The organism is Brevibacterium ammoniilyticum (assembly GCF_038429965.1).
Lineage (GTDB): Bacteria > Actinomycetota > Actinomycetes > Actinomycetales > Brevibacteriaceae > Brevibacterium > Brevibacterium ammoniilyticum.
The window spans coordinates 122,994-146,437 of record NZ_BAABNP010000011.1; the positions used below are offsets into that span (position 1 = coordinate 122,994).

The following is a 23,444-nucleotide window of genomic DNA, read 5'->3' on the forward strand; positions in this document are numbered from 1 at the left end:
GGATCAGGCTCCGATCAGGCGGAGGACCGCGACGAGGAGGGCGATGACCATGAGGACGATGTTCATCGTGAACTGCTCACCGTGGCGGCGGTGGGCGAAGATCGCGAGGAACTGGATCGCGGCGAGACCAAGGGCGGAGACGACGGTCAGCCACGGGAGGACGCCGAGGAGTGCGGGGAGGATGACGCCGATCGCGCCGAGGATCTCGGCGATGCCGATGACGCGGACCTGTCCCGGCGTGTAGTCGAGGAGGGTGGGCATCGGCTTGTCGGCGTTGTGGGGATTGAGGACCTTCATCACTCCCGCCATGAGGAACAGGGCCGCGAGGAGACCTGAGAGGACCCAGGTGAGGATTGTCAGTGCGAGCATGGACCAACCTTTCATTAGTTACTGGTGGTAACCTAGATACCGTTGGTGATTATTCCCGATGGGGTGGCACGCACAGCAACCTCACCAGGGCACACCGAGGTAACCATTTGGCCTGGCCAGGGACGGAGGAGACGATGAGCGAGCAGGTGCATGAGCCGCGGATGCAGGTGATGTGCGAGGGGCCGCGGGGTGATCCGGAGGTGTTCCGGTCGATCCTCGCGCGGGTGGGCGACAAGTGGTCGATGATGCTCATCGGCATGCTCCAGGAGGGGCCGCGCCGGTTCACCGAGCTCAAGGCGATGACGCAGGGGATCTCCTCGCGGATGCTCACGCAGACGCTGCGGCAGCTCGAGCGCGACGGGCTCGTCGAGCGGGAGATGTTCGCGGAGATCCCGCCGCGGGTCGAATACAGCGTCACCGATCTGGGACGGTCGCTCATCCCCGCGGTGCTCGCGATCGCCGAGTGGGCGTCGGCGCACACGAATGAGATCGCCGCGAACCGCGAGGACTACGACGCGGCCGCGGACTGAGGGCAGCCGGTCAGGATGACGCGGGCCGGAAACGTCCCCGCGGGGACGGATTTTGGGCCGGCCGGACTGGCCGTTGAGGGGAAAACGTCCCCGCGGGGACGCCTCGAATGCACAAGGGCGCCGGCTCCCATTGCGGGAGTCGGCGCCCTTGACTGTCAGCGTCCGGGTCTCAGCCCTGACGCGACTTGAATCGCGGGTTGAGCTTGTTGATGACGTACGTGCGACCGCGACGACGCACCACCTGCGAACCCGGTGCCTTCTTGATCGAGCGAAGTGAGTTCCGTGCCTGCATAGCAACCTCCTGAATGTTGATTGCCTAGTCAACAGAGCCCCGGCCCCGAGTATTCCGCGGGGCCGAATCAGGTGATCTCAGATCTTCGAGGACACGAGTGTCTCGGCGTCTCCGCCGAGGCGGGTGATGACGCTTTCGATCGACGAGAAGATGTGCTCCTCGATGATGTCGGCTGCCCCCACCTCGTCGCCGGCTTCGATCGCCTCGAGGATCGGTTCGTGCTCGGCGGCGACATCGCCGAGGTCGGAGTATTCGGCGTCATCGAGGGTCAGCGCCATGAGGATCTGCCCCTCGAGGGTGCGGAAGAGGTTCGTCAGCGGTTCGTTGTCCGCGGCCAGGCACAGTGCCTCATGGAACTTGAACTCCGAGACCGCGACCTGCCGCGCATCACCGGAGGCGGCCGCGGCCGCGATCTCGTCGATGAGCCCGCGGAGGAACGAGACGTCGACCTTGCGTTTGACGACGAGGCGGACGGTCGTGCGCTCGAGCGAGGTCCGCACGTTGTAGAGGTCGACGAGCGATTCCGCATCGAACTCCATGACCACGGCCCCCTGGTGCGGGCGCTCGCGGACGAGTCCTTCTTCGGAGAGCCGCCGGATCGCCTCACGGACCGGGGCACGGCTCGTGTCGAGTTCGGCGGCGAGATGGACCTCGTTGAGGCGCGAGCCCATGGGGTAGTGGCCGCTGATGATGTTCGTCCGGATCGTCGCGTACACGAGGTCGGCCAGCCGTGGCCGTCCGCTGCCATGAGGCTCCGCCGAGGTGGCGGCCGGGATATCGACGGCCGTGGCCTGCGTGGTCGAACCGTCAGGCGTCGAACCGCCTGACATTGAACCGACTGTCGCCGAACCGTCTGCCACCTGCCGGGCACCAGCGGCATTCGCGCCGATCGTGCGCCCGGACTCCTGCGCGTGGTCAGGATCGACGCGCTCGTGCAGCGATGCGCCGCAGTGCGGGCAGGACGACGCTGATCGGCCGGCTCCGGCAACCACAGCGGTCTCCGGACCGGCGTCGCGTCGACCGTCCTGCCGCCCGTCCTGTCGACCGGAGCGCGCCGGCTGGGGGAGTCCGATCTCGCGGAGGACCTCAGCGACGCTCGTGTGGCTCAGCGGTGTGCCCTCACGGGCGAGCCGCGCGGAGATCTGATAGCTCGAGAGGCCGCGCAGGCGCAACTCGACGATCCTGTCGCGGGCGCGGTCCTTCGCCGGGGAGAGACCGCGCGGCGGTCCGGGCTTCTTCGGGTCGGCGAACATGTCGACCTCACCGCGACGGAACTTCCGGACGAGGTCGACGACGGTCCAGCGGGAATAGCCGAAGCGCTCGGCGATCTCGGCGTGCGTGGCACCGTCGACGAAGAATGCCCGCAGCGCCTCGTAGCGGCGGTGGTTCATCTGCTCCGGTGCGGAGAACCAGTCCGAGTCGGGTTGTGCCGATCCATCTGCCATGGGTCATTTCTATCGCAAGGGAACCAGCATTTCCAGAGGCGACTTCCCTGCCGTGCAACCGCCAAGTGCCACCGCGGCAGGGTTTCGGCATCGGTCGATGCGGAGACCGGCCGCTGAACTGGGCAGATGGGCGACGCCTGGCGTCCGCGGCGCCCGTCTCACTGGGTGAGCGTGGATCCGCCTGCTCAGCTAATACACAGCAGATAGATCTGCACAATTCTTGCTATCACAAGAGGACCGAAACACAGGTATAAGGTGCATGATTACCTGATTGAGGTCGGAGCAAAGCTGTGCAATGCGTGAGTCGAATCACCGTCCAACATTCCGCGATCGCCTCCCGATCAACGAAGAAGTGTCGACATTTCATTGACCGGCGGACTTCCATCCTCGTAGTGTGACTGTCGACACCAGTTGATCGGAGGATCGACCATGACAGGCACGACGAGCACGGACACCGGAGCCGCGCCCGCTCCCCAGAAGAGCATGCTGCGGCGCTCGATCATCGCCAGTGTGTCCGGCACGACGCTGGAATGGTACGACTTCTACCTCTACGGCACGGCTGCGGCCCTGGTCTTCCCGAAGGTCTTCTTCCCCGAGTACGACGCGCTGACCGGAACGCTCTTCGCATTCTCGACCTACGCCGTCGGCTTCTTCGCCCGCCCCGTCGGCGGTGCCGTCTTCGGACACTTCGGCGACCGGATCGGACGCAAGACCGTCCTCGTCTTCACCGTCTCCCTCATGGGCGGTGCGACCTTCCTCATGGGACTCCTGCCCACCTATGACCAGGTGGGCATCGCGGCCCCGCTCATCCTCGTGACCCTGCGCTTCATCCAAGGATTCGGGCTCGGCGGCGAATGGGCCGGCGGCGCCCTGCTCATCGCCGAACGCGCCCCCAGGGACAAGCGCGGATTCTGGACCAGCTTCGTCCAGGTCGGCGTGCCCATCGGCAGCCTCATGTCGACCGCGGCCCTCGGAGTGCTCTCGGCGACACTGAGCGAGGAGGCGTTCCTCAGCTGGGGCTGGCGGGTACCGTTCCTCTTCTCCGCCGTCGTCGTCCTCATCGCCCTCATCATCCGCGCCAAGGTCACCGAGACCGAGACCTTCGCCGACCTCGCCCGGAAGGGCGCTGCCGTGCAGAAGTCCCCGGTCCTCGAGGTGATCCGCCGGTCCCCGAAGCGCATCATCCAGGTCATCGGCCTCCGCGTCGGCGCCGACATCTGCTACTACACGTTCGTCGTCTTCGTCGTCACCTACGTCACCGTCTTCCTCGGCATGGACTCGCAGGTCGCCCTGCGCGCCGTCCTCGTCGCCGGTATCGTCGAACTCTTCCTCTACCCGGTCTGGGGGCGACTCTCCGACCGCATCGGTCGCAAGAAGGTCTCGATGATCGGCGTCATCGGCTGTGCGCTCTGGGCGGTGGCGTTCTTCACCCTTCTCGACACGAAGTCCCCGCTGCTCATCATCCTCGCCGTCGTCGGCGGGCTCACCCTGCAGGCGGCGATGTACGGCGTCTCGGCACCGTGGATCTGCGAGCTCTTCGACACCGACATCCGCTACTCCGGCGCCTCGATCGGCTACCAGTCCGCGGCCATCGTCGGCGGCAGCCTCGCCCCGATCATCGCCGTCGCCCTCCTGCGCCAGTTCGACACCCCGTGGGCGGTCGTCGCCTACCTCCTCGTCGGACTCGCCGTCACGTTCGCAGCCGTCCTCACGATTCCCGAGACCAAGGGACGCGACCTCACCCAGCCGCTGCGACCACCCGGACGCACAGACGCAGGCGGGACCGCCTCGGCGATGTCCGCGCAGCAAGATGCCTCAACGCAGCGCACCGCATCCGCACCGCGAACCTCAGCCACACAGCTGCTGTCAACGAAGGGAGAAGACCAATGACCAACCGTCTCATCTACACCGGCCTCAACGCGGGACGGAAGCCCCTGGCCAGCGTCGTCGGAGGACAGGGAGTGCGCTTCCTGCTCTCGGACGGACGCGAAGTCCTCGATGCGAGCAACACCGGCGGACCGCTCGGGCACAACCATCCCGCGCTCGTCGAAGCGGCCACGAAGGCGCTGACGGCCCCGGTCATCAACGAAGGATGGTTCTGGGAAGAGCGCGAACAGGCCGCCCAGGACCTCATCGACATCGCCTTTGCCGGTGAACACGACTGGGTCGGCGGCGTCCGCTTTGCGCTCAGCGGCAGCGAAGCCAACGACCTCGCGCTCTCCTTCTCCCAGGCCTACACGGGCCGGAAGAGGATCGCGACCCGCGAACGCGCCTACCACGGCACCGCCGGCCTCGCCCGCGCCGTCACCGTCCAACCCCAATGGCACGGCGGACTCTCCGTCGCGGGCGGTGGGACGAGCCCCGCCCCGGCCACCGCCGAGGTGACGATCCTCCCCGGACCCACCCACGCCACGTGGGGCGGAACCACCGCCCCGACGCCCACCGCCGACGAGCTCGCGGCCGTCGGCCTCGACGACGTCGCCGCGACGATCATCGACTACACCCAGGGCGGGGTCTACTACGACCCCGACTACCAGAACGCCATCGCCGAAGCCGCCCGTGCCGCCGGATCCCTGTGGATCGCCGACGAGGTCGTCACCGGCCTCGGCCGCCAGGGCCGCTGGTTCGCGTTCCAGGGTGCGGACTCCCGGCCGGACATCGTCACCCTCGGCAAACCGCTCGCCGGCGGCATCGCCCCGGCCGGTGCGATCGTCATGTCCCAGGACATCATCGACTCGATGTCGGACAAGACCTGGCAGACCTACAGCACCTTCCGCGGCCACCCCGTCGCCGTCGCCGCCGCCCGCGCCCACCTGCGCATCGTCCAGGAGGACAACCTCATCGCCCGCGCCGCCGAACTCGAGAAGTCCTTCGCGAAGAATCTCACCGCGATCGCCGAGGCGCACCCCAGTGTGGTCCGGGTCGATGGCAGCGGAATGCACTGGACCGTCGAACTCGCAGGCCCGGACTGGCGGACCTGGGACGGCACCGCGACCGAACCGCCGCTGGCCTCCCGGGTGGCCGCCCGCGCGCTCGAAGCTGGTGCGATGATCGGCACGAGCGGCGAGCAGACTTCGCTGTTCCTCGCCCCCTCGCTCATCATCGGCGATGATGATCTCAACCAGATCTTCCAGGCCCTCGACCACGGTCTCGAGCTCGCCGACAAGGAGGTGTGAGATGACCCAGTCCACCAGCACCCGCACCGTGCTCGGACCCGGTGAGACGACGACGGTCACCGTGCCCTTCGGCGAGATCCTGCGCATCCGCGACATCGCCGGCGGCGCCTGCTGCCAGCTCGTCATCGTCAACCACGGCGACGCCCGGGAGCGGTTCTCGGCCCCGAACACGATGCTGCTGAATAAGAAGGTGTACTTCGATGAGGGCTCGGTCCTCCACTCCTACCTGTGCAACCCGATGATGACGATCACCGCCACCGACGTCACCCATGACGCCCTGCCCGGGACGCTGGCCGATCCTGGTCCCCGCCCCGGTGCGGAACTGCTCGCCGAGGAGGCCGCCGGGCTCGGACTCGCACCCCACCAGGTGCCGTATCCGTTCCTCGCCTTCACCCACCACACGATCACCGACTCCGGCTACGTCGGAGCCGCCGCATCCGTCTCGAACCCCGGCAGCTTCATCGACCTGCGGGCCGAGTTCGACGTCGACGTCGTTCTCGCGAACACCCCCGACCTCCTCGGCGAGGGAACCGGCGACGAGCCGCCGGGAACACTCGAGATCACACTGCTCGAGGAGGAAGCATGAGGACCGAAGACTTACCGGAGATCCACCTGGATACGACGATCCCGGCCCGCCGTGGCGACCTGTTCCGCCTGGCGGCAGGGCAGACCCTGCGCTTCATCGACGTCGACGGGCAGCAGTGCTCCGACCTCATCGCCTTCGACGCGAACGACATGACCCGGGCGATGTCGCCGACGATGAGCGTCGCCGTCAACGACGGCCACCTCTACCTCGGCGTCGGGGACTGGCTCGTCGACGACGACGGGGACGTCATGCTCACGATCGTCGCCGACACCGTCCAGGACCACGACATCCTCTGCGGAAGCTGCAGCCCCGGACTCAACCGCACCCGGCATCACGGTCGCGGGGCGGGGAAGCGGACCTGCCACGTCAACTTCGTCGAAGCCCTGCGCGAGTACGGGATCCCCGCCGAGGACGTGCCCTACTCGTTCAACATCTTCATGAACTATCCCGTCGGCCCGGACGGGGAGATGGAGTACGCGACGTGCAAGTCCGTACCCGGGGACTACATCGACCTCCGGGCCGAACGCGACCTCATCGTCGCCATCTCGAACTGCCCGCAGGAGCTCACCCCGCTCAACGGCTTCAACCCCACGCCCAGTCGCGTGATCATCTATTCGACAGAGGAAGGAACGGACGTATGAAGCGCGCTGGAGTCGACGTCGGCGGCACCTTCACCGACGTCGTGGTCATCGACGAGGACGGCCAGGTCACCCAGAACAAGGTCCCGTCCAACCCGCAGCACCTCGAGAGATCCGTCGTCGACGGGCTCGTGCGCACCCTCGGCGGGGACGAGCACACCGCTGACCTGGGGTTCCTCGGCCACGGGACGACGGTGGCGACGAACGTCACCCTCGAGCGCACCGGGCCCCGGGTCGCGATGATCTGCACCCGCGGCTTCCGCGACATCATCGAGATCGCCCGCCTGGCGCGTCCCGGGGAGAAGCTCTACACGCTCAAGGACGTCATGCCCGACCCCGTCGTCGCCCGCGCCGACTGCTTCGAGGTCACTGAACGCGTCAACGCCGCCGGGCAGGTCGTGGCCGCCCTCGACGAGGACGAGGTCCGTGAGGCGATCACGGCGATCGCCGCCCGCGGCATCACCTCCCTGGCCGTGTGCCTGATGTTCTCCTTCCGCAATCCCGGCCATGAGCGGCGGATCCGTGAGATCGCCGCCGAGGCGGCCCCCGGGATCCAGGTGTCCATCTCCTCCGAGGTGTGGCCGGAGTTCAGAGAGTACGAGCGGGCGAGCACGACCTCGCTCAACAGCTACCTCAAACCCTCCGCATGGAAGTACCTCTCGAAGCTCCAGGACGCGTGCGCCGAGGCGTTCCCGAACTCGAGCCTGTGGGTCATGCAGTCCAACGGCGGTCTGACCACCGCGGACTCTGCCTCCGACCAGCCGGTGCGTCTTGTCATGTCCGGACCCGCCGGCGGGGTCATCGGCGCCCGGTACGCCGCGCAGCAGACGGGTCTGGGTAATCTGCTCGCCGTCGACATGGGCGGGACGAGCTTCGACGTGTCCCTGCTCCAAGGCGGGCAGGCCACGCTCGTCGACCGGCAGGAGGTCATGGGTCTGCCCTTGCAGGGGCGGGCGCTGGACATCATGACGATCGGCTCCGGCGGCGGCTCGATCGCGTGGGTCGATGCGGCCGGCCAGTTCCGGGTCGGACCCCGCAGCGCCGGAGCCTACCCGGGCCCGGCGTGCTACGGCCGCGGCGGGACCGAACCCACCGTCACCGACGCGAACTACGTCCTCGGACTCTTCTCACCCGATTCCCCGATCGCCGGCGGCGACCTCGAACTCGACTTCGACGCCGCGTACACGGCGTGTGCGACGCTCGGGGCGAAGCTCGGGCTCACCGCCGTGGAGACCGCATGGGGGATCCGGCAGATCGTCAACGCCTCGATGGCCGGTGCCGTGCGCACCGCCTCGGTGAGGCGGGGACTCGACCCGCGTGACTTCGCGCTCCTCGGATTCGGGGGTGCCGGACCCCTCCATGCGGCCGACATCGCCTCCGAGATGGGCATCACCGAGGTCTCATCCCCGCCGTCGCCGGCTGCTTCAGCGCCCTGGGCATCGCGATCACCGACGCCGTCCACGACTTCGTCCACACGCAGTCGCGCCTCGTCGACGCCGATGCCTCCCGGGATGCCGGGGACGATCTGCGCCGGCTCATGGACCAGGGCGCCGAAGAGCTGCGCGACAGCGGCATCGACGATGCCCTCCACCAGTTCGAATGCTCCGCCGACCTGCGCTACCAGGGGCAGAATTCGACGCTCAACGTCCGCCTCGGCGAAACGGGGGACCTCACCGGACCGGGGGAGGCCTTCCACGCCGAGCATCTGCGGCAGTTCGGGTACGAGATGCGCGACCAGCCGCTCGAACTCGTCAACCTCCGGGTGCGGGCGATCGGCACGATCGGGCAGGACTTCGAAGCCTCCCGGACCCCCGAGGCGACCGTCCCGAAGTCACAGGGCGCACGGGAGATCGTCACCTCGCCCGGGGAGACGGCGAGCGTTCCCGTCTACGACCGCGAGCTCCTCGCTCCGGGTGCCGAGTTCGCAGGCCCGGCGATGGTCACCTCCCGCGACACCGCGGCCGTCATCCCGCCGGGCGCCCACGCCCGCGTCGACGGCGGCGGACACTTGAGGATCGCATTGGCACGATGACACAGAGCACTGGCCCCACGACGCAGAGCACCGGCCCCACGACGCAGACAGGACCCGCAGTGAGCACTTCGATCGACCGCATCACCCTCGAGGTGATCAGGAACGGCCTGCTCACCGCGGCCGATGAGATGAAGAACGTCGTCCTGCGCACCGCGTACTCGAACCTGTGGAAGGAAGCCGGGGACCTCTCGTGTGCCCTGCTGCGTCCCACCGGTGAGGTCGTCGCGCAGGGCTCGGCGGACATTCCCATCCACCTGCCGACGATGCCGTTCAGCTTCGCCGGGCTGACCGAACGCTTCCCCGTGGAGACGATGCTGCCCGGGGACGTGTTCATCCACAATGACCCGTTCCGCGGCAACAACCACCTGCCGGACTTCTTCATGTGCAAACCCGTCTTCTTCGGTGAGACCCTGCTCGGCTTCGCGGCCGTGCGCGGGCACTTCATCGACGTCGGCGGAAACGGCCCGGGCTCGTATTCGTCGACGGCCCCGGACATCCAGGCCGAGGGCTTCCGGATCCCGCCGATGCGCGTGTGGAAGGAGGGGGAGCGCAACGAGGAGCTCGTCGGGCTCCTCGAATCGAATCTCCGCAACCCCCGCGAACGCATCGGCGACCTCCAGGCCCAGTACGCCGGCTGCAACACCGGGGAACGTCGCCTGCAGGCACTCGCCGAGAAGTACGGGGCAGACACGCTGAGCATCGCGATCGAACGTGTCCTCGACGACGCCGAGACCCTTGCCCGTGCCCACATCGCGGAGATCCCCGACGGCCGCTACGAATTCGAGGACTTCTGCGACGGCGACGGCATCGTCAACGAACCCTTCGCGATCCGCTGCGCCGTCGAGGTCGACGGCTCCGACATCGCCATCGACTTCGACGGCACGTCCCCGCAGACCCACGGCGGCATGAACATGGCCCTGTCCGTGTGCTATGCCGCGTGCGTCTACGCGATCAAGGCGCTCACCGACCCGGACAGTCCCGCGAACTCCGGGGCCTACCGCCCGATCACGGTGACCGCCCCGGAGGGCACCGTCGTCAACGTCAGCTATCCCGGCGCCGTCGTCGCCGGCAACCATGAGACGTCTGCCCGGGTCGCTGACTGTGTGACCGGGGCCCTCGCCGAGGCGCTGCCGGACAGAGTGGTCGCCGCCGGGGCCGGGAGCACCGGGGTCCTCGTGTTCGGCGGGCATGACGCCGACCGGGACTTCATCTGCGTCGAGATGCACGGTGCCGGCCAGGGCGGGGGAGCGGGTGCCGATGGTGGGAATGCGCACCGCGTCAACATCGCCAACACCGGCAACACCCCCACCGAGGCGCTCGAACTCGAGTATCCGATGACCGTCATCGAATACCGGATCACCGACGACGCCGGCGGGGCGGGGGAGTTCCGCGGCGGCTGCGGCATCCAGCGTCGGGTCCGGTTCGATGCGCCGGGGTGGATCACGATCGTCGCCGAACGCGGCACCGTCGCCCCCTACGGGCTCTTCGGCGGCGGGCGCCCCGAACCGACGCAGGTCGTGCTCACCCGGGCTGACGGCACGGTCGAGGAGCTGCCGACGAAGACGGCGCCGCTGCTCGTCGTCGCCGGTGATGAGCTGTTCCTCAAATGCGCAGGCGGCGGTGGGTACGGGGATCCCGTGGACCGCACCGTCGAGGCGCTGCAGGCCGATGTCGACAACGGGTACGTGTCCCCGGACTCTGCGGCGACGACCTACGGGGCCGTCGTCCTCGAGGATGCCGGACGCGCGGATGGGAAGTGGGTGGTCTCCCGATGACCGATGACCAGCAGTCCGGTGACCAGCAGAACGCGGATGGCGCGCAGAACGCCGGTGACCGGCAGACGATCGCCGACGCGCTGCGGACGGTGCAGACGTACCTCGACGGACTCTATGCCGGGGATGTCGACCTCCTCGGTGAGGCGTTCCATGAGAAGGCCCGGCTCTTCAGCGCGACCGAGGACGAACTCGTCGCCCTCGACGTGCCCGCGTACCTCGCCATTGTCGCGGGCCGACCGTCACCGGCCAGTCGCGGGGACGCCCGGGTCGATGAGATCGTCGAGGTCAGTCCCGCGGGGCCGTCGACCGTCCACGTTCGGGTGCGCAACCGGTACCTCCCGAAGCAGTTCACTGACGATCTCGTCATCGTCGAGGACCGCGGTCGGTGGCAGATCATCAGCAAGGTCTGGCACTACGACCTCATCTGAGGGCGGGACGCGCGCGTGCGGCTCGTGCCGCGCGCCCGCCCCCGTGGCCCGCGCGCTCGCCCCAGCGGCGGGCCCTACTTCCCGAGCACCCCGTCGACGAGGGTGCGGGCCTCGTTCTGCACGGTGCGCAGGTGCTCTTCGCCCTGGAGGGATTCGGCGTAGATCTTGTAGACATCCTCGGTGCCCGACGGCCGCACGGCGAACCAGGCGTTGTCGGTGGTCACCTTGAGTCCGCCTATCGGAGCGTCGTTGCCCGGTGCCGCGGTGAGCACCGAGGTCACAGCCTCCCCGCCGATCGTCGAGGCGCTCACCTGTGAGGGTTCGAGTGCTCCGAGCTTCGCCTTCTGCTCCCGGCTGGCGGGGGCGTCCTGGCGGGCGTAGGCGCTCGTGCCGAACTTCTCGGCGAGTCCCGCGTAGCGCTGGGAGGGTGTCTGCCCGGTCTTCGCTGTCATCTCGGAGGCGAGGAGGGCGAGGATGATGCCGTCTTTGTCCGTCGACCACACCTTGCCGCCTCGGCGGAGGAAGGAGGCTCCGGCGGATTCCTCACCGCCGAAGGCGAGCGTGGAGTCGAGGAGGCCGGGGACGAACCATTTGAAGCCGACGGGGACCTCGAAGAGGCTGCGGCCGTGGGCGGCGACGACGCGGTCGACGATCGAGGAGGTGACCAGGGTCTTGCCGATCGCGGCAGTGCTCGGCCAGTCGGGGCGGTTCTCGATGAGGTAGTCGATCGCGGAGGCGAGGTAGTGGTTGGGGTTCATCAGGCCCGCGTCGGGGGTGACGATGCCGTGCCGGTCGGCGTCGGCGTCGTTGCCGGTGGCGATGTCGTAGTCGGCGCGGGAGGCGATGAGGCCGGCCATCGCGAACGGCGAGGAGCAGTCCATGCGGATGTTCTCGTCCCAGTCCAGGGTCATGAACGACCAGGTGGGGTCGAGGTCGGGGTGGACGACGGTGAGGTTGAGGTCGAAGTCCTCAGCGATCGCCGCCCAGTAGTCGACGCTCGCCCCGCCGAGCGGGTCCGCGCCGATCCGCAGCCCGGAATCGCGGATGAGGTCCATGTCGATGACGGAGGTGAGGTCGCCGACGTAGTTGGAGATGAAGTCGAAGTTCTCGGTGTTCTCGAGGTGGAAGGCCCGCTGGAAGGGGGTGCGCGGGATCTTCTCCCACCCGGCTTCGAGGTAGGCGTTCGCCCGGTCGGCGATCCACTTCGTCGCCTCGGTGCCGGCGGGACCGCCGTGGGGCGGGTTGTACTTGATGCCGCCGTCGGCTGGGGGATTGTGGCTGGGGGTGATGATGATGCCGTCGGCCTGGGCGTCGGTGACCGACTTCCCGGCGTTGAAGCCGAGGATCGCATGCGAGACCGCCGGGGTCGGCGTGTAGCCGTCGCGTTCGTCGATGAGCGCGGGCACGCCGGCGGCGGCGAGGACCTCGAGGGCGGTGAGGAACGCCGGTTCGCTCAGGGCGTGGGTGTCGCGGCCGAGGAAGATCGGCCCGCGCACTCCGTGGTCCTTGCGGTAGTCGACGATGGCCGCGGTGATCGCGGCGATGTGGGCTTCGTTGAACGCCCGGTTGAAGCTCGACCCGCGGTGTCCCGAGGTTCCGAAGCTCACGGCCTGGCCCGGGACCGAGGGGTCGGGGACGAGGTCGTAGTAGGAGTCGAGGAGTGCGGGGACATCGATGAGGTCCCTGTCCTGGGCCAGCTGGCCGGCGCGAGTAGTCATATGCCTACCTTGCCAAACACTGCTGGCCGGTCACAGTCAGCACCCCCGAGTTCTTGCATCGTGGACGCATGGGCCCACCTCGGACGAAAGGACTCAGGAGGTGGTCAGCGGGCGTCCAGGGTGGAGGGGTTCCACGACTCCGTCACGGTGCCCTATTCAAGCCCGACGTCGACAGTGAGTGGAATTCAGGTTCAAAAAAGAAGTTGATTGGAACCGATGAATGCGTCGACATCTCACTAGACTTGAGAAGTAGTCCGGGCAGTCGAACTCAAGGAGAGTCGAAAGCAATGCCAATACTCGCCTTCTTCGTAGTGCTCGTCATCGGTTTGGCTGTCGTCTTCATTGTCCGATTGGCCATGCACCCCGTCGACACCCTCGTCGGAACAGTTCGCCTGTTGAGCTTCTTGCTCGCAGCGGGCGCGTGGATAGGATACTTCGTCTCGTTCTCGTTCAGCAGCGGAGCCGCCTGGGAATTGTTGGTTCTCGGCATCATTGCGACCGGAATCTGGTTACTCACCTTCGCCCGGCGTTGACCCGCTGAACCAATCGCCTCATTTGACCCAGGGTTCCTGTCCGGTCTCCGAGACGATGGGCTTGCCGTGGTCGATGTTCCACGACCCCATGCCGCCTTCGACGTTGAACGCGTCGAACCCGTTCAAGTTCAGCCATGCCGTCGCGCGCAGCGAGCGACCGCCGGTGCGGCAGATGATGTACATGTCGTCGTCGAGCGGCAGATCGTCGAGGCGTTCGGGCAGTTCGCCGAGGGGAACATGGATCGCGCCCTCGATGTGCCCGGCCTCCCATTCGTCGTCCTCGCGCACGTCGATGATCGCGGCGCCGTCGGGGATCTCGGTCACGGTGACAGATGGTTCGCTCATGCCTCCCAGTCTAAGACCGTGCCCTGACACCCGCATCGGCCCCATCCCCTCACCGAGGCGGTCGCCCCGTTCGCGCCCTAGTGCCGTCCCGTGGTCGGGGCCCCTCGCCGAGGCGGTCGCCCCGTCAGTCCGTCACCGCCGCCGCGTCGACGCCCGGTCCCGACCCGCGCCGGGTCACCAGTTGAGACAAGGGCGCTGTTCTTTTCGCGGCCCGCGTGTGAGAATGACGGCACCGCCGCGGTGCGCTCCGATCGCACTTCGGCGCCGGTCACCGGAACCCGTCTGCGAAGGGGAGCACCATGAGCCGCAACACCAATGAGTCCACCGGCGAAGAGAAGGCCCGCGACGCCGCAGCCGGCCTCGACCGCGCCGCCGAGAAGATCGCCGGCACCTCCGACATCGAGCAGGGAGCGAAGACCGGCTACACCGAGGCCGACGTCGAATCCCGCGCCCAGACCACGGCGACCGCCGAGGGCTTCACCCTCTACCGCAATCCCGACGGCTCGCACACCGCGATCGACGAGTCCGCAACCGTCGGCTACGCGGCCGCGCCCCCGCAGCGCGAACCCACCGACCGTCGGCATCGCCGCGAGCAGACCACCGAGGGCCTCGACCAGAAGGACGTCGTGCGGATCCTGCGCGACAGCAAGTACGTCATGCTCACCACAGCGCTGCCCGACGGCAAGCTGCTGGCCCACCCGATGGTGCCCCAACAGGTCACCGACGATGCCGACGTGTGGTTCTTCATCGGCCTCGACGGTGACCAGGCGAGTGCCCTGCGGCAGAACCCGCACGTCAACATCGCCGTCTCCGAGGCAGGCAACTGGCTCTCGGTGGCCGGGATGGTCGAGTTCGTCGACAGCCAGGCCAAGGTCGACCATCTGTGGAACGACGAGGCGGCCGCCTGGTTCGACGGCGGCAGGGAGGACCCGAACCTCGGCCTCCTCCGGGTCGTCGGCGACTCCGCCCAGCACTGGGGACTCAAGGGCGGCAAGGTCGCCGGCATCGCGCAGATGATCAAGGCGAAGGTCACCGGTCAGCGCGCCGACGGCAGCAGCCAGACGACCGAACTCTGAGGCGGCCCCTCGTTCAAGCCGGAGCCCACTTTTCGACGCGAGGAACGGTCGAAAAGTGCTCTCCGGCTTGAGCGAGATGAGCTGTCAGAGCTCGAAGAACGTCGACAGCGGCACCGGCTGGGAAACCGGCCGCTTCATCGTCTGCTCGAGCGAGGCCGCTGTATCGTCGGCGTGCGCAGGCTCTGCCGGCCCGCTTCCGCCCGACAGACACGTCACCGCGTACCCGCACTCCCGTCCCTGACACCAGCCCATGCCTGCCCGCGTCATGTTCTTCTGCGTTCGCGCGTCGGCGGCAGCCAATTCGTCGCGCGCTCGGGCGATCGTCCCGGCCGGCACCTCTTCGCACCGGCACACGATCGTCTCCTCACCGAGGCGCTTCTCCCACCCGTCCGGCACCGGATGGGCGAGATGCATCGCCCGAGCGAACGCCCGATGCCGGTCGATCGTCCTCCGGTCGGCGGTGAGCGGTGGGCTCGGACGGCCGGTCGCCTCGGCGGCGGCAGCGGACCCCGCCGCCTGCCCTTCGGCCACGGCGAGGGCGGCCCCGCCGACCCCGGTGACCTCACCGGCAAGGAAGAGCGCGGGCACCGAGGACCGCTGCTCGTCATCGACGACCCCGACGAGCGAGCCGTCGACGTCGACCCGGGTGGCCGCACCGAGGGACACCGGCAGCTCGAGCTGCGGGGTGAACCCCCACCCCAGGCCGACGGCGTCGATGCCCTCAAGGATCCGCTCGGTGCCGGGCACCACCTCGCCGAGGCGATCGATCCGCGCCGTGCGCACCGCCTCGACCCGGTCGGTGCCGAGGATCTCGGTGACCACGGATCGTGTCCGATAGGGGATGCGGCCGCGGAGGAACGTCCACGCGTAGCCGGCGCCTTCGACCGCCTTCTCCGGCACGCGGGCGGCGGGGCCGGCGTGCGGCAGCCAACCGCTCAGCCGTGAGGATTCGAGGACGGCGGCGACCTCCCCGCCGAGCTGCGCGACGGTCGCCGCGACCGGGAGGAGGAACGGTCCGGTGCCGGCGATGACGAAGCGACGGCCGGGCAGCATTCCGTTCTGCTTCGCGAATCCTTGGATGCCGCCCGCGGCCATGACCCCGGGCAGGTCCCAGCCGGGGATCGGGATCTGCCGGTCGTAGCCACCAGTGGCGATGATGAGTTCTGTGGCCCGCACGACGGGGTCGAGACTGTGCCCGGGGCCGTGGCTCGGAGCGAGGCGGAGGACGAAACCCCCGGTGTCGGCCGTGACCATCCACACCGAGGTCGAGGGCCGGAAGTCGATGACCCCCGTGGCGATGCTCGCATCGAAGGCCGCCCGCAGTGCCTGATAGTCACCCCACCCGTGGTGGAGTCGGCCGTCGTCGCTCGCCGAGGCTTCGGTCCGGTGCCGCCAGAACTGTCCTCCGGGTTGGACGGCGGAGTCGATGACGACGATGCTCCTCGCCCCGCCGGCCGCCGCGGCGTTCGCAGCCGCCAGGCCCGCGGGTCCGGCGCCGATGATCGCGATGTCGACGCTCATCGGTCGGCCCTGCTTTCTCCAGGGAGCGCTCCGCCGTCAGCGTCGCTCGCCGGAGATGGTTTGGCCACCAGATGCTCTTTGAGAGTCGGATGTTCTCCGCCCGCCCGCTGCTCCACAGGAGTTCGACCGCCTGCACTGCGGATGTCCATGCCCTCGGCCAGGGGGATCATGCAGGCACGCTGCCCGGATTCGCCGTCGATGTCGACGAGGCAGTCGAAGCACACGCCGATGCCGCAGAAGAGCCCGCGCGGTCGGCCCGTCCGGGTCGTCCGCCAGCTGGTGCGCCCCGAGGCGAGCAGGGCGGCGGCCACACTGGCTCCCGCCGGGGCGCCGATCGGCGAGCCGTCGAAGGACGCGGTCACCTCATCGCTCATGCTGACTCCTCCTTCGCGGCCCCACCGTACCGCTCGACTCCGCCGGTACTTTCGACCCGCTCGACCCCGCCAGTGCTCTCGACCCGCGCGATTCCGCCGTTTCTCTCGAACCTTTCCGGGGCAAAGGGCGCGAGGTCGAGATCGGTCTCGGCCCCGCTCATCGCCTGGGCGAGCAGCTTCCCCGTCCCGACCGACAGGCCGATGCCCGCGCCTTCGTGCCCGCACGCGTGCCAGAGTCCCGGCGCCCTGGGATCGGGGCCGATGACGGGCAGGTGGTCGATGCAGTACGGACGGAACCCGTGATAGTGCCGGAGGATGCGCGTGTTGGCGAGGAACGGGAAGAGTGCGGCGGCGTTGCGCGCGATTGTCCCCAGCGCCTCGGTGCTCACCCTCTCATCGAAGCCGACGCGTTCCCGGCTCGAGCCGATGAGGATCGTCCCGCCCGGGGTGCCCTCGACGACAGGAGACGACTGCAGGCCATCGGCCGAGCTGCCGACGTTGTCGATGTACTCCGCGGCGTAGACCTTGTGTCCGATCATCGTCGGCAGGGGTTCGGTGACGAGGACGAAGCCGCGCCGGGGCAGGACGGCGAGCTCGATCCCGGCCAAGGCGGCGATCTCACTCGCCCACGTGCCCGCCGCATTGACGACGTGGGCGGCGGAGAAGTCCCCGACCGGAGTGCGCACACCGGTCACTCGGTCACCGGAACGAAGCAGGTCAACGACCGGGGCGTCGGTGACGACCTTGACCCCGCGGTCGGAGGCGAGGGCGAGGAGATGGGAGGCAGCGAGCATCGGATGGACCTGCGCGTCGTCGGGGTAGAACGCGGCACCGAGCGCTGCCGGAGTGATGTGGGGTTCGGCCTCGCGCAGCTGAGCGGGATCGAGCGGAACCGCCTCGACCCCGAAGCTGCGCTGGGCCGCGGTGACCCGATCGAGGGAGTTCAGACTCGTCTCACGGGAGGCGACGATGATGCCGCCCTTGGCCTCGAACTCCCAGAGGCCCGAGAACTCGGCGAGCTCACCCGTCCACAATCCCAGCGAGTACTGGGTGAGGGTGAGTTCTGGGCCGAGTTCCTTGTCGGAGACGAGGAGGTTGCCCTCGCACCGCGACGACGTGCCGGAGGCCGGTAGTCCGCGGTCGACGACCGTGACCCGCAGGCCCGCGAGGCTCGCGAAGTAGGCGACGGCGCAGCCGACGATGCCGGCGCCGATGACGAGAACGTCGCTGGTCCCGTCCGTGCGCATCATGCGAGTCCCCTCATGCGCCCCGCCTCATGCCAGCCGCCTCATCCGTCACCCGCCCGGGCTGCTGCCGCGTCGTCCTCGCCGGTCGCCCAGATCGAGCGGGCATGGCCGATGTGGGCGCGCAGGAGCGCCTCGGCGCCGGCCCCGTCACGCTCGCGCAGCAGCCGGATGAGTTCATGGTGCTCCTGCGCCGAGGCGACGAGCCTGCCCTCCCGAGCCAGGGCGGCGATCCCGTAGAGGCGGGTGCGCAGCCGCAGGGAGGTGGCGAGTTCGGTCAGCTGCGGGTTGTCGGCAAAGGAGAGGACCCGGGCGTGGAAGGCACGGTCCTGGGTGAGGTATTCGGTGAGGTCCTCCTCGGCGGCACCTCTGGCGCACGCATCGGCGAGGCGGGTGAGTTCCTCGCAGGCCTCCTCGGTGATGGCGGCGGCGACATCGTGCATGACGGGCGGTTCGATCAGGAGGCGGATCGCGGCGAGGTCGTCGAGGTCCTTCTCCGTCATCGTCGTCACCCGGAAGCCCTTGTTCTTCACGGTCTCGACGAGGCCTTCGCGGGAGAGGTCCATCATCGCCTCGCGCACCGGGGTTGCGGAGACGCCGAGCTGCTGGCCGAGGACGGGAGCGGAGACGAGCTGGCCTTCGGCGAGGTCGCCGGTGATGATCGCCGTGCGCAGGCGGGTGAGCACGGTCTCGCGGAGGTTCTGCGGGCGATCGAGGCGGGGGAGGTCCGGCACCGAGGCGTCCTTTCGTCGACTGCTTGACACGATACTCACAGGAGGAAGCCTGCCGGGAACGGGTCGGTCGGATCGAGGAAATACTGTGCGGTGCCCGTCACCCAGGCCCGTCCCGTCACGGTGGGGATGACCGCGGGTCGGCCGGCCACCGTGGTCTCCGCGATCAGCCGGCCGACGAAGCGGGAGCCGATATAGGACTCGTTGACGAAGTCGGTGTCCAGGGGCAGTTCGCCGCGGGCGTGCAGCTGCGCCATCCGTGCGCTCGTGCCCGTCCCGCACGGGGATCGGTCGAACCAGCCGGGATGGATCGCCATCGCATGCCGGGAGCGCTGGGCGTCCGAGCCAGGGGCGGCGAGGTAGACGTGGTGGCAGCCGCTGATGTCGGGGCGTTCGGGGTGGACCGGAGGGTCGGTCGCATTGATCGCGTCCATGATCGCCAGGCCCGCGGCCAGGAGGTCGTCCTTGTTGGACCGGTCCTCCCGGAACTCGATGCCGAGGTCGCCGGTGTCGACCATCGCGTAGAAGTTCCCACCGAACGCAAGATCAAAGGTAACAGTGCCCAGCTCGGGGACGTCCACCTCGGCGCCGAGGCGGTCGACGAAGGAGGGCACATTCGTGATCGTCACGGATTCGGCATGACCGTCGGTGACGGCCACCTCGGCGGTCACGAGCCCGGCCGGGGTGTCGAGGCGCACGGTCGTGATCGGTTCGCTCACCTCGACCATGCCGGTCTCGACGAGGACGGTGGCGACGCCGATCGTGCCGTGCCCGCACATCGGCAGGCATCCGGAGACCTCGATGAAGAGCACGCCCCAGTCGGCGTCGTCGCGGGTGGACGGTTGGAGGATGGCCCCGGACATCGAGGAGTGGCCGCGGGGTTCGGTCATGAGCAGGGTGCGCAGGTCGTCGCGGTGGGCCATGAACCAGGTGCGGCGTTCGGCCATGGTCGACCCCGGCAGCACGCCCACCCCGCCGGTGATGACGCGGGTGGGCATGCCCTCGGTGTGCGAGTCGACGGCGTGGAAGACGCGGGACGTGCGCAAGGGGCCTCCTCGGTGAGAGCCGGGAACCGGTGGCGAGCACCGGGACGTGGTCCTCGAATGATAGCCAGCGGAATCCTCAGACGGCGACGGGCTGGGTTTCGGTCGCGTAGCCGTTTGCGGCGGCGGCCTGCGTGTCGGCGACGATGCGATCGACGAGCGGCTGGGCCAGGGGCAGTCGCGGGGGACGGCAGATGCCGCCGCGCAGGCCGAGGACGTCCATCGAGAGTTTGATCGCCTGGACGAACTCGGTCTTCGAGTCCCAGCGCAGCAGCGAGTGGAGGTCGCGGTAGATCTCCTGGGCGCGGACGAGGTCGGCGACGTCGCCGGAGGTGCACAGCTCGAAGAGTTCGATGCACGCCCGCGGGATCGCGTTGGGGTAGCCGGAGACCCAGCCGACGGCGCCGGCGAGCCCGACTTCGAGGACGGTGTCGTCGGTGCCGATGAGGATGTCGAGATCGGGGGCGAGTTCCTTGATCTCATAGATGCGGCGCGGGTCGCCGGAGAACTCCTTGACGCCGACGACGTGGCCCGCGGCGTGGATCTCGGCGATGAGTTCGGGGACGAGGTCGACCTTCGTGTCGATGGGGTTGTTGTAGGCGACGACGGGCAGGCCGACGGCGGCGACCCTCGCGTAGTGGTCCTTGACGATCGCGGCGTCGGCTCGGTAGGTGTTCGGGGGCAGCTGCATCACCGAGGTGGCCCCCGCCTCGGCGGCCTGCTCCGCCCACCGCACCGACTGGAGGGCGCCGTAGGCACCGGTGCCGGCCATGACGTGGAAGCCGGCGGGGCTGGCCTGAACGGCGGTGGAGATGACGCGGGCACGTTCGTCGTCGGAGAGCGTCTGGTATTCGCCGAGCGAGCCGTTGGGGGCGACACCGTCGCAGCCGTGGGCGGCCAGCCAGGCGACGTGGTCGGCGAAGGCGTCGTAGTCGACGGAGTAGTCGTCGGTGAATGGCAGGGCGGTGGCGACGATGACTCCGTGCCAGGGCGTGGTCGACATGGGCTTCCCTTTCGATGGGTCCGCATCTTCCTCGATGCTGTGTGACATGTTACTGTGCAATGGTACACACGGAAAGTGGCGTGTGTCACTCCCTGAAATGCCCGGACCATCCCCAGCCGATCGCAGGTGCCTCGCCGGGTGCCGACCCAGCACCCGGCGGGGCCCTCACCCCGGCACCAAGCGCCATCCACCATCACAGCCCCAATCAGCAGTCCCAGTCATCTGACCCTGTCAGCAGTCCCAGTCACAAAGGAGTCGACGCATGGACGACCTGCTTGAGATCATCGGCACCATCAACACCGGCATCTGGAATCCCATGGCCTATATGGCCTTGGGCCTCGGTCTGCTCTACACCGTGTGGACCGGGGCTGTGCAGATCCGCCGGCTTCCCGACCTCGTCTCGATCCTCAAGGAGTCCGCCGGCGATGAGGAGGGCGGGATCTCGAGCTTCCAGGCGCTCGCCCTGACGCTGTCCAGCCGAGTCGGTGTCGGCAACATCGCCGGCGTGGCCACCGCGATCGCCGTCGCCGGTCCCGGAGCGCTGTTCTGGATGATCGTCATGGGCATCCTCGGCGGGGCGACGGCCTTCGCTGAATCGACGCTGGCCCAGGTGTTCAAACGCCGGGTCGACGGGGAGTTCCGCGGCGGCATCCCCTACTACATCGAACGCGGGCTGGGGCAGAAGTGGTTGGCCGTGATCGCGGCGGCTGCCACGGTGATCCTCTACGCCGTGCTCGCCCGGGGCGTGCAGAGCTTCAACATCGCCAACAGTGCGAACGTCGCCTTCGGGGCGCCCGAATGGGTGACCGGCCTCATCGTCGCCGTCGTCTTCGGGGTCATCGTCATCGGCGGGACGAAGCGGATCACAGCAGTCGCGGACAAGGCCGTGCCGTTCATGGCCGCCGGCTACATCCTCCTCGCGATCGTCGTCATCTGCGTCAACCTCGACAAGGTGCCCGCGGTCATCGCGCTCGTCTTCTCCTCGGCGTTCGGCGTCAACGAGGTCTTCGGCGGCATCGTCGGTGCGGCCGTGGCGTGGGGTGTGCGGCGGGCCGTGTTCTCCAACGTCGCCGGCGTCGGTGAGGGCAGCTACGCCTCGGCGGCGGCATCGGTGTCCCACCCGGCCAAGCAGGGCATCGTCCAGGCGTTCTCGATCTATGTCGACACGGTGCTGGTGTGCTCGGCGACGGGGATCATGATCCTCATGACCGACAGCTACAACGTCGTCACCGAGGCGGGACGGACCCTCGTGGAGAACCTCCCCGGCCTCGAGCCCGGCACTGAGAACACCCAGATCGCCCTCGACTCGGTCTTCCCCGGCTTCGGGTCGGTCTTCGTGGCACTCTCCCTCTTCCTCTTCGCGTTCACGACGCTCATCGCGTTCAACTACATCTCCACCTCGGCGGCGGCGTACCTCTTCAAGGGAACCGCACTGGCCGTGATCACCCGCATCATCCAGGGGCTCATGGTCGTCATCGCGTTCCTCTCCGCGATCCTGCCCGCGGACCTCATCTGGGGCATCGGCGACATCGGCTACGGGTCGTTGGGGTGGATCAACATGGTCTGCCTCGTCTTCCTCGCCCCGCTGGTGGCGAAGGTGCTGCGCGACTACACGGCGCAGAAGCGGATGGGCCTCGATCCCGTGTTCGACCCGGTCAAGCTCGGCATCCGCGGCGCCGACGCGTGGACAGGAGAGAACCCACCGGTTGCCGTCGCCGTAGCCCAGGCGAACAACGCGCGATTGCAGGGAAGTGGGGCGGACGCCGCCGAGCGGTCCCAACGGTGAGGTGTCCGGGCCTGTCGCTGGCGGCGCGCCGCCACATCTCCAGGCCGCCGTCGTTCAAGCCGGAGAGCACTTTTCTATCGTTCCTCGCGTCCAAAAGTGCTCTCCGGCTTGAGCGAGATCTGCGCGAGTCGGCAGTAACGACCGCACGTGGGTGCTCGGCGCCAGGGCCGTGCTCTCGTTCAAGCGGCACTCCTGGGGTAAGCGTCTGATAATTGAAATAGAAACACTATTGATCGTCGCGCATTCATGTGACCATTGGCGCATGGATGAGGATGAACAACGAGGTTCGGATTCCCCTGGACGGTTGGTGATGACGGTGATCGGGGTGGTCTTCGTCGCCATCGCACTGGTGATCCTTGCAGCGATCGGACTTGTGGCCAGCCTGGTTGTCTGGGCGATCTCCGAAGTGGTGACCGACCACGACAACGCATTCCGGGTGATCGGAGAGAACGCTGGCCCTTTCGGCGCGTGGGCGGCCGCCATCGTGGGAATCACGACCGTGGCGGTCCTGGCCAAGACCAACCGGACGCGAGCGCGTGAATCGGTTCGGAACGACTTCCGCGAGTTCATGCAATGGGCTCTCGAGAACCTCAACCAGGACGATGACGCCGTTTCGCGGTTATTCGCTCTGCAGGTTGTCGAACAATTCGCCAAAACTCCGCCCAAGTTTCTCGATAAACAGAACATAGATCTGGCAACTCGAGTTCACCGAAAAGTGGCTCTTCGTAATTGAGAGTGTAGATCGGTGATTCCAGGACACGGCGAGTCGCTGCGCGGATAGACGTCGAGGTCTTCCGAT

Annotated in this window: 23 protein-coding genes and 1 pseudogene; 13 read left to right on the forward strand and 11 right to left on the reverse strand. The window is 68.1% G+C overall.

Going from position 1 to position 23,444, the window contains the following annotated elements:
• Positions 1-3: 3 nt before the first annotated feature.
• Positions 4-369, reverse strand: a complete 366-nt coding sequence (locus AAHA49_RS13560; RefSeq protein WP_342038654.1) for a DoxX family protein — start codon at positions 367-369, stop codon at positions 4-6.
• Between the two features lie 134 nt (positions 370-503).
• On the opposite strand from AAHA49_RS13560, the gene AAHA49_RS13565 reads away from it, so the two are divergent.
• On the forward strand, positions 504-899 hold the full coding sequence (locus AAHA49_RS13565; RefSeq protein WP_342038655.1) for a winged helix-turn-helix transcriptional regulator: 396 nt from the start codon (positions 504-506) through the stop codon (positions 897-899).
• Positions 900-1,068: 169 nt separating this feature from the next.
• On the opposite strand, the gene ykgO is transcribed toward AAHA49_RS13565, so the two are convergent.
• Both ykgO and AAHA49_RS13575 read right to left on the reverse strand, forming a co-directional pair.
• Positions 1,069-1,191: a type B 50S ribosomal protein L36 gene (gene ykgO / locus AAHA49_RS13570; RefSeq protein WP_339393369.1), complete on the reverse strand. Its 123-nt coding sequence runs from the start codon at positions 1,189-1,191 to the stop codon at positions 1,069-1,071.
• Between the two features lie 77 nt (positions 1,192-1,268).
• Positions 1,269-2,636: an FCD domain-containing protein gene (locus AAHA49_RS13575; RefSeq protein WP_342038656.1), complete on the reverse strand. Its 1,368-nt coding sequence runs from the start codon at positions 2,634-2,636 to the stop codon at positions 1,269-1,271.
• A gap of 429 nt (positions 2,637-3,065) precedes the next feature.
• On the opposite strand from AAHA49_RS13575, the gene AAHA49_RS13580 reads away from it, so the two are divergent.
• From AAHA49_RS13580 to AAHA49_RS13610, 8 genes and pseudogenes are all read left to right on the forward strand, one after another.
• Positions 3,066-4,526, forward strand: coding sequence for an MFS transporter (locus AAHA49_RS13580; protein WP_342038657.1), 1,461 nt, complete (start codon positions 3,066-3,068; stop codon positions 4,524-4,526).
• Complete coding sequence (locus AAHA49_RS13585) at positions 4,523-5,812, forward strand: class-III pyridoxal-phosphate-dependent aminotransferase (protein ID WP_342038658.1); 1,290 nt, start codon at positions 4,523-4,525, stop codon at positions 5,810-5,812. Before AAHA49_RS13580 ends, AAHA49_RS13585 begins: the two co-directional genes overlap by 4 nt.
• 1 nt (position 5,813) lies before the next feature.
• A complete protein-coding gene (locus AAHA49_RS13590) occupies positions 5,814-6,398 on the forward strand; it encodes an urea carboxylase-associated family protein (protein ID WP_342038659.1) in 585 nt (194 codons plus the stop codon).
• Positions 6,395-7,039, forward strand: coding sequence for a DUF1989 domain-containing protein (locus AAHA49_RS13595; RefSeq protein WP_342038660.1), 645 nt, complete (start codon positions 6,395-6,397; stop codon positions 7,037-7,039). The genes AAHA49_RS13590 and AAHA49_RS13595 overlap by 4 nt, the downstream gene beginning before the upstream one ends.
• Positions 7,036-8,448 (forward strand): annotated as a pseudogene (locus AAHA49_RS13600) (hydantoinase/oxoprolinase family protein); the annotation flags it as partial. The gene AAHA49_RS13595 and the pseudogene AAHA49_RS13600, both read left to right, overlap by 4 nt.
• A 314-nt stretch (positions 8,449-8,762) precedes the next feature.
• The gene (locus AAHA49_RS17860) at positions 8,763-9,068 is read left to right on the forward strand and encodes a hypothetical protein (protein WP_425286520.1); all 306 of its coding nucleotides are present in this window, start codon (positions 8,763-8,765) and stop codon (positions 9,066-9,068) included.
• Between the two features lie 59 nt (positions 9,069-9,127).
• Positions 9,128-10,843: a hydantoinase B/oxoprolinase family protein gene (locus AAHA49_RS13605; protein WP_342038662.1), complete on the forward strand. Its 1,716-nt coding sequence runs from the start codon at positions 9,128-9,130 to the stop codon at positions 10,841-10,843.
• Positions 10,840-11,271: a nuclear transport factor 2 family protein gene (locus tag AAHA49_RS13610; protein ID WP_342038663.1), complete on the forward strand. Its 432-nt coding sequence runs from the start codon at positions 10,840-10,842 to the stop codon at positions 11,269-11,271. The genes AAHA49_RS13605 and AAHA49_RS13610 overlap by 4 nt, the downstream gene beginning before the upstream one ends.
• 74 nt (positions 11,272-11,345) lie before the next feature.
• On the opposite strand, the gene pgm is transcribed toward AAHA49_RS13610, so the two are convergent.
• Entirely contained in the window at positions 11,346-12,989 is a 1,644-nt protein-coding gene (gene pgm / locus AAHA49_RS13615) for a phosphoglucomutase (alpha-D-glucose-1,6-bisphosphate-dependent) (protein WP_342038664.1), read from the reverse strand.
• A 287-nt stretch (positions 12,990-13,276) separates the two neighbouring features.
• On the opposite strand from pgm, the gene AAHA49_RS13620 reads away from it, so the two are divergent.
• Positions 13,277-13,522 (forward strand): hypothetical protein, encoded by a 246-nt coding sequence (locus AAHA49_RS13620; RefSeq protein ID WP_342038665.1) that lies wholly within the window; start codon positions 13,277-13,279, stop codon positions 13,520-13,522.
• Between the two features lie 18 nt (positions 13,523-13,540).
• Here AAHA49_RS13620 and AAHA49_RS13625 read toward each other — a convergent pair whose 3' ends face one another.
• Entirely contained in the window at positions 13,541-13,867 is a 327-nt protein-coding gene (locus tag AAHA49_RS13625; protein ID WP_342038666.1) for a rhodanese-like domain-containing protein, read from the reverse strand.
• 299 nt (positions 13,868-14,166) lie between these two features.
• Between AAHA49_RS13625 and AAHA49_RS13630 the strand changes: the two genes are divergently transcribed.
• Positions 14,167-14,943 (forward strand): pyridoxamine 5'-phosphate oxidase family protein, encoded by a 777-nt coding sequence (locus AAHA49_RS13630; protein ID WP_342038667.1) that lies wholly within the window; start codon positions 14,167-14,169, stop codon positions 14,941-14,943.
• A gap of 84 nt (positions 14,944-15,027) precedes the next feature.
• On the opposite strand, the gene AAHA49_RS13635 is transcribed toward AAHA49_RS13630, so the two are convergent.
• The 6 genes from AAHA49_RS13635 to AAHA49_RS13660 form a co-directional block, all read right to left on the reverse strand.
• On the reverse strand, positions 15,028-16,464 hold the full coding sequence (locus AAHA49_RS13635; protein ID WP_342038668.1) for an FAD-dependent oxidoreductase: 1,437 nt from the start codon (positions 16,462-16,464) through the stop codon (positions 15,028-15,030).
• Positions 16,461-16,838, reverse strand: a complete 378-nt coding sequence (locus AAHA49_RS13640; protein ID WP_342038669.1) for a (2Fe-2S)-binding protein — start codon at positions 16,836-16,838, stop codon at positions 16,461-16,463. Before AAHA49_RS13640 ends, AAHA49_RS13635 begins: the two co-directional genes overlap by 4 nt.
• Positions 16,835-18,088 carry an NAD(P)/FAD-dependent oxidoreductase gene (locus AAHA49_RS13645; RefSeq protein WP_342038670.1) on the reverse strand — a complete coding sequence of 418 codons (1,254 nt, stop codon included), beginning with the start codon at positions 18,086-18,088 and terminating at the stop codon, positions 16,835-16,837. The genes AAHA49_RS13640 and AAHA49_RS13645 overlap by 4 nt, the downstream gene beginning before the upstream one ends.
• Before the next feature lie 38 nt (positions 18,089-18,126).
• Positions 18,127-18,816 (reverse strand): GntR family transcriptional regulator, encoded by a 690-nt coding sequence (locus AAHA49_RS13650; RefSeq protein ID WP_339393354.1) that lies wholly within the window; start codon positions 18,814-18,816, stop codon positions 18,127-18,129.
• Between the two features lie 35 nt (positions 18,817-18,851).
• Positions 18,852-19,859 (reverse strand): proline racemase family protein, encoded by a 1,008-nt coding sequence (locus AAHA49_RS13655; RefSeq protein ID WP_342038671.1) that lies wholly within the window; start codon positions 19,857-19,859, stop codon positions 18,852-18,854.
• A 76-nt stretch (positions 19,860-19,935) separates the two neighbouring features.
• Positions 19,936-20,859 carry a dihydrodipicolinate synthase family protein gene (locus tag AAHA49_RS13660; protein ID WP_342038672.1) on the reverse strand — a complete coding sequence of 308 codons (924 nt, stop codon included), beginning with the start codon at positions 20,857-20,859 and terminating at the stop codon, positions 19,936-19,938.
• A 262-nt stretch (positions 20,860-21,121) separates the two neighbouring features.
• Here AAHA49_RS13660 and AAHA49_RS13665 point away from each other — a divergent pair, with 262 nt between their 5' ends.
• A complete protein-coding gene (locus AAHA49_RS13665; RefSeq protein ID WP_342038673.1) occupies positions 21,122-22,645 on the forward strand; it encodes an alanine/glycine:cation symporter family protein in 1,524 nt (507 codons plus the stop codon).
• A gap of 262 nt (positions 22,646-22,907) precedes the next feature.
• Positions 22,908-23,378: a hypothetical protein gene (locus tag AAHA49_RS13670; RefSeq protein WP_342038674.1), complete on the forward strand. Its 471-nt coding sequence runs from the start codon at positions 22,908-22,910 to the stop codon at positions 23,376-23,378.
• The last annotated feature ends 66 nt before the right edge of the window (positions 23,379-23,444 follow it).

Excerpts from the sequence above, each read along its gene's own strand:
- AAHA49_RS13560 (WP_342038654.1), bottom strand. The coding sequence starts at position 369 with ATGCTCGCACTGACAATCCTCACCTGGGTCCTCTCAGGTCTCCTCGCG.
- AAHA49_RS13565 (WP_342038655.1), top strand. The coding sequence starts at position 504 with ATGAGCGAGCAGGTGCATGAGCCGCGGATGCAGGTGATGTGCGAGGGG.
- ykgO (WP_339393369.1), bottom strand. The coding sequence starts at position 1,191 with ATGCAGGCACGGAACTCACTTCGCTCGATCAAGAAGGCACCGGGTTCG.
- AAHA49_RS13575 (WP_342038656.1), bottom strand. The coding sequence starts at position 2,636 with ATGGCAGATGGATCGGCACAACCCGACTCGGACTGGTTCTCCGCACCG.
- AAHA49_RS13580 (WP_342038657.1), top strand. The coding sequence starts at position 3,066 with ATGACAGGCACGACGAGCACGGACACCGGAGCCGCGCCCGCTCCCCAG.
- AAHA49_RS13585 (WP_342038658.1), top strand. The coding sequence starts at position 4,523 with ATGACCAACCGTCTCATCTACACCGGCCTCAACGCGGGACGGAAGCCC.
- AAHA49_RS13590 (WP_342038659.1), top strand. The coding sequence starts at position 5,814 with ATGACCCAGTCCACCAGCACCCGCACCGTGCTCGGACCCGGTGAGACG.
- AAHA49_RS13595 (WP_342038660.1), top strand. The coding sequence starts at position 6,395 with ATGAGGACCGAAGACTTACCGGAGATCCACCTGGATACGACGATCCCG.
- AAHA49_RS17860 (WP_425286520.1), top strand. The coding sequence starts at position 8,763 with ATGCGCGACCAGCCGCTCGAACTCGTCAACCTCCGGGTGCGGGCGATC.
- AAHA49_RS13610 (WP_342038663.1), top strand. The coding sequence starts at position 10,840 with ATGACCGATGACCAGCAGTCCGGTGACCAGCAGAACGCGGATGGCGCG.
- pgm (WP_342038664.1), bottom strand. The coding sequence starts at position 12,989 with ATGACTACTCGCGCCGGCCAGCTGGCCCAGGACAGGGACCTCATCGAT.
- AAHA49_RS13620 (WP_342038665.1), top strand. The coding sequence starts at position 13,277 with ATGCCAATACTCGCCTTCTTCGTAGTGCTCGTCATCGGTTTGGCTGTC.
- AAHA49_RS13625 (WP_342038666.1), bottom strand. The coding sequence starts at position 13,867 with ATGAGCGAACCATCTGTCACCGTGACCGAGATCCCCGACGGCGCCGCG.
- AAHA49_RS13630 (WP_342038667.1), top strand. The coding sequence starts at position 14,167 with ATGAGCCGCAACACCAATGAGTCCACCGGCGAAGAGAAGGCCCGCGAC.
- AAHA49_RS13635 (WP_342038668.1), bottom strand. The coding sequence starts at position 16,464 with ATGAGCGTCGACATCGCGATCATCGGCGCCGGACCCGCGGGCCTGGCG.
- AAHA49_RS13640 (WP_342038669.1), bottom strand. The coding sequence starts at position 16,838 with ATGAGCGATGAGGTGACCGCGTCCTTCGACGGCTCGCCGATCGGCGCC.
- AAHA49_RS13645 (WP_342038670.1), bottom strand. The coding sequence starts at position 18,088 with ATGATGCGCACGGACGGGACCAGCGACGTTCTCGTCATCGGCGCCGGC.
- AAHA49_RS13660 (WP_342038672.1), bottom strand. The coding sequence starts at position 20,859 with ATGTCGACCACGCCCTGGCACGGAGTCATCGTCGCCACCGCCCTGCCA.
- AAHA49_RS13665 (WP_342038673.1), top strand. The coding sequence starts at position 21,122 with ATGGACGACCTGCTTGAGATCATCGGCACCATCAACACCGGCATCTGG.
- AAHA49_RS13670 (WP_342038674.1), top strand. The coding sequence starts at position 22,908 with ATGGATGAGGATGAACAACGAGGTTCGGATTCCCCTGGACGGTTGGTG.